The sequence below is a fragment of the Kitasatospora sp. NPDC054768 genome (assembly GCF_053612025.1).
The window spans coordinates 1-4,458 of sequence record NZ_JBSHBN010000298.1 but is presented as its reverse complement, the minus strand read 5'-3'; the positions used below and the strand labels follow the sequence as shown (position 1 = coordinate 4,458).

Sequence of the window (4,458 nt, the reverse complement as noted above, 5' to 3'; positions counted from 1 at the left end):
GGCCCTGGCGACCCGGCGAGCTGCGGTTGGCCGCCGGGTAGGACCTCGACTACCACCACGGCCTGGAGCTGATCTTCGCCGACCCGTTGTACGTCCGGTGCCCGGGGTTCTTCCAGGACCCGGCGTTCCGCCCGCCCACGCCCGAGGAGCGTCGGCTGGTGGGGCGGCGGTGCGGCCTGGCGGGCCCACAGCGCAGGGCCCCGCCAGGGGAAGTCCGCGATCCGGGTCCTTGCCGCAGGTCGGGAGAGGTCTTCGCCCAGCCCGACCGCGCGGCCGTGACACCGGCCGCACGGTCACTGCGTCAAGGGCGCTCAGCCGTCGGCAAGTTCGAGGGACTTGCCGATCGGGAACCAGTGCAGTGTTGTCGTCATTTTGTCCGTGCTCGTGTCCGTGTCCACGTCGCCGTCGGCATTCGCCAACGTGCCGGAGATCGTCTGCCCCTTGCGGACGAGGACGCTCATCGGGTGGCGCTGGCCGGAGGTACCGGACTGGAGCAGGATCGGCGCGGTCTGCGCGCAGTGCAGGCCCTGGGCGTTGGTCTGCCCGGAGACCTGGACGTTCCCGTCCACGGTCAGGGTCTGGAGTTCGAGGTCGGGCCTGTCCACGGTGACGCTGGTGTGCAGGTAGTCCGGCGGGCGACGGGCCGGGAAGGAGGGGTGGGGACGGTCAGGGCCCGCGCTGCCACAGTGGCGTCCGGCTTGGCGGCGCGGATCACGGTCGCTCATCATCAGGTGCCTCGGTGGGCCGTCGGGGTGACCGTGGGCGCCCGAGACGGCCGGGCGCGTCCACCACCGGTGCCGGCCTTCCGTGCCGAAGTGCCCCTGCGGATCTGCTGCTTCAGGGCCGTCCGCGGCCGGGAGCGACATGCGGCGTACCGCCGGGCGGAGGTGGTTTCTAGACGAACGGCGTAGCTGCGGGCGCGGTTCTTCGCGGATCGGGACGTACTGGTGAGGGCGCAGCGCCCGGGGGATCCCATCGCACGGAAGGAAGCGGGACATGGCCTCACAGAACATCAAGGAGCTCAAGGAGAAGGTCGAGAAGCTCTACGATGACGAGGAAGGCGATTTCAGGCGCAAGTTCGACGCGGCGATCAGGGGTTTGACGCCGCCCACGGTGTACCCGGACTCCGACGTTTACAAGGACTGGCGAGGGGCGACCGGAAAGACCCTGGCAGAGTTCTTCGTCGAATGGTACGACTGGGGTTGGAAGCAGCCCATCTCCGACGGGCTGAAGTACATCCGTAAATTCAGCTGGATCAGCTACGAGAACGCCGCGGGGCTCGCGTTCGTGACCAGCGAATCCGGACGTGAGGTGCTGGCGGACTTCACGCAGCTGCAGGGTCGGCAGATGGATTCCACGGATTCCGAGAAGCTGGTCCAGCAGTGGATCGATGAACTCGGCCCGAAGCGGATGGCCGATTTCAAGAAGGGGGACTGGTCGACCCTCAACAAGTTCTTCATCAGGGAACTGAAGCCCGGTAAGCGGCCGATCGACTACCCCGACGACCCCAGCGTCGTGACCGCCCCGACCGACTGCATCATCAACATGATCGTCGACAACCTGGCGCCCGACACGCCGCTCCCGATCAAGGCGGCCGTGACCATGAGTGTCAGCAGGCTGCTCGACGGCTCCAAGTATGCCGAGAAGTTCATCGGTGGCACGGCCGTGTCGTGCATCCTCATGCCCGACACCTACCACCGCTACCACGCCCCGGTCGGCGGCCGGGTGGTCGAGGCCCGCGACGACATCGGCGGCGTCTACTACGGGATCCGGGACTTCCCCGACCTGCTCAACAAGGGAAACGTCGGCTACGGGTACGACTACAGCCTGTTCGAGGACTTCCGCCGCGGATACGTCATCATCAAGACGCCGTACGTGGACCACAACGGGGATCCGGACGGCGAAGGCTTTGTCGCCCTGGTACCCGTCGGCCTCAACTCGATCGGCTCCGTGAGGTTCCTCGATCCGTTCCGGAGGATCACGGAGGAGTCGACCCCGGTCGAGGTGAAGAAGGGCGACGAGATCGGCTACTTCCAGTACGGCGGTTCACTGAACATCCTGCTGTTCGAAGAGAAGCGGTTCCCCGCACTCCAGCTCCTCCTGGGCCAGCGCATCGGAGTCCTCCAGGAGGTCGCGCACACCGAGCGCTACATCGAGCGCTACGTCCGCCCGCTGCCCGGGCGCGTTACGCCGACGTCCTGACCTCCCTCCCGAAACGGAAGGCGAACCATGCCCCGTCAGCCCGTTTACGCGATCCCGGCGAACGCCTTCAACACGCAGACGATCCACTTCTGTCCCGACCCCGGGAAGAAGGAGGAGGAAGGAGCCCCGAAGACGGTCCGGTCCTACGCCGGGTACGCGGACGTCGACGGTCCCGGCACCGAAAGGAGCCGCTTGTTCCACTGGTTCTTCGAGAGCCAGACCTGCGATCCCCACGTCGACGCCGACAAGCAGAAGGACCTGATCGAGAAGACGCCTCTGTTGATCTGGCTCAACGGCGGTCCCGGCGCCTCGTCGCTCCTGGGTCTGTTCCTGGAGAACGGGCCGCTGCGCGTCGGTGACGACGCCGCCGGGACCATTTCGGTCAGCCCCGACACCTGGAACCAGGAAGCACACGTCCTCTACTGGGACCAGCCGGTCGGCGCGGGATACAGCTACTGCAAGACGTCGGAAACGTACGTCAAGGACGAGGACGAACTCAGCGAGATGTTCCACCGGGTGCTGGTTCAGTTCTTCGAAACGTACCCGGAGTACCAGAAGTGCCCCCTCTACGTCTGCGGTGAGAGCTATGCGGGCAAGTACGTGCCGTACATCGCCCGGAAGATCCACCAGGAGAACCTCAAGAGGCCCAGGACGCACCTCAATCTGCAGGGGATCGCCGTAGGAAACGGCTGGATCAGACCGGAACTCTCGATCCGCGTCATGATCGACTACGCCTACGCGTCCGGATTCCTCGGCAAGGGCCAGAAGGACGTCCTGGACTCCTCGTACAAGCACTTCCAGGACGTCCTCAAGGCCGGCGAGATGAAGAAGGCCACCGATCTCGGCAACGGCCTGGTCAACGCGATCCTGGCCTACGGAGGCGACTTCGACGTCTACGACGTACGGCGCTGGGAGGACCTGTCCGCGGGTGCGCTGCCCGTCTACCTCAACACCGCCGCCGTCAAGGAGGCCCTGCACGTCGACCACGCGTGGGAGTCCGCGGACAACTCCGGTCCGGTGGCCACCGCACTGAAGGCCGACAACATGGCGGATGCCTCGTCGCTGTACGCCGAGCTCATCCACGCGAAGGAGAACTACAGGGTCCTGCTCTACACCGGGGACTTCGACACCGCCTGCGGCTACCAGAGCACCGAGGAGATCCTCGACGAGATCATGAAGGACGGCTGGCAGGAGGTCCCGCGGTTGATCTGGAAGCAGGCGCAGGGCAACCCGAAGGGCTTCGTCCGCAGCCTCAACAACGTCACCCAGGTCGCGGTGCCCGACGCCGGGCACGAGGTACCGGCCTACCAGCCGCGGATCTCCCGGGAGATGCTCTACAACTGGCTGTTCGACCGCCCCTTCCACGGCCAGGACCCCGAGAGCGTGGCCCGGGCCATCCTGGCCAAGGCCCTGGAGGACGCCGACGAGGAGACAGGATGAGCGGTCACTTCAAGAGGACGAAGGAGACGGCCGACCTGGCGGCGGCCACAGCCGTCCTCAAGCAGGGCTACGTCTGCACCCTCGCCCACGTCGACCCAGAAACGGGCAGGCCGAGGTGCGTGCCCATGGTCTACGCGTACCACGAGGAGGGGGACGAGCGGCGCCTCTATCTGCACGGCTCCATCTACTGGCCGCCGCAGACCGCGCTGGCGCCCTCGCTGCGGCAGCTGTGGAGCGACGCCGGGGTCCACGTCTGCCTGGCCGTCACCCTGCTCGACGGCCTCATCGTCGGGCGGGCGGCGATCAGCACCTCCCTCAACTACCGCTCCGTGGTAGTGGACGGCATCGCGCGGAAGGTCGATCCGGCGGACCGGGCGAAGGCGTTCGAGGCGCTCAGCAACCAGGTCGTCCCGGGCCGGTGGCCCGAGCTGCGCCCGATCAAGGACGGCAAGGGCGGCGAACTGGACTCGGACGGGGAGCACACCCCCACCACCGGGGTCCTCTCCGTCAGCCTGACGGAGGACGCGACGGTGAACGTCAAGCGGCACCACGCCGCCGAGCCGGAGCACGAGAACCAGCAGGACTGGGACTGGGACCACGGCAACGCCTGGGGCGGTGTGCTCCCGATGCGTCAGGTCTACGGGCCGGCGATCCCCGACTCGCACGTCAAGGACAAGGACGCCGACCCGCCGGACCCCGTCCAGCGGGTCATCGGCAGGACCACCTAGTGTCCTGCGCCAGGAATCCGTTCAAGATATGAGGCGAGTCGTTCGAGGATCTCGTCGGCGGTCTTGGTCCAGGTGAATGGGCGGGGGT

Annotated in this window: 4 protein-coding genes; 3 read left to right on the top strand and 1 reads right to left on the bottom strand. The window is 66.8% G+C overall.

Annotated elements, in window-relative coordinates:
- Positions 1 to 311: 311 nt before the first annotated feature.
- A complete protein-coding gene (locus ACWGKU_RS40455) occupies positions 312 to 605 on the bottom strand; it encodes a hypothetical protein (RefSeq protein WP_452181034.1) in 294 nt (97 codons plus the stop codon).
- Between the two features lie 391 nt (positions 606 to 996).
- Between ACWGKU_RS40455 and ACWGKU_RS40450 the strand changes: the two genes are divergently transcribed.
- Genes ACWGKU_RS40450 through ACWGKU_RS40440 form a run of 3 tightly spaced genes read left to right on the top strand, consistent with a single transcriptional unit; the run spans position 997 to position 4,370 of the window.
- The gene (locus ACWGKU_RS40450) at positions 997 to 2,202 is read left to right on the top strand and encodes a phosphatidylserine decarboxylase (RefSeq protein ID WP_401052551.1); all 1,206 of its coding nucleotides are present in this window, start codon (positions 997 to 999) and stop codon (positions 2,200 to 2,202) included.
- A 27-nt stretch (positions 2,203 to 2,229) separates the two neighbouring features.
- On the top strand, positions 2,230 to 3,642 hold the full coding sequence (locus tag ACWGKU_RS40445) for a S10 family serine carboxypeptidase-like protein (protein ID WP_452181033.1): 1,413 nt from the start codon (positions 2,230 to 2,232) through the stop codon (positions 3,640 to 3,642).
- A complete protein-coding gene (locus ACWGKU_RS40440; protein ID WP_452181032.1) occupies positions 3,639 to 4,370 on the top strand; it encodes a pyridoxamine 5'-phosphate oxidase family protein in 732 nt (243 codons plus the stop codon). The genes ACWGKU_RS40445 and ACWGKU_RS40440 overlap by 4 nt, the downstream gene beginning before the upstream one ends.
- The last annotated feature ends 88 nt before the right edge of the window (positions 4,371 to 4,458 follow it).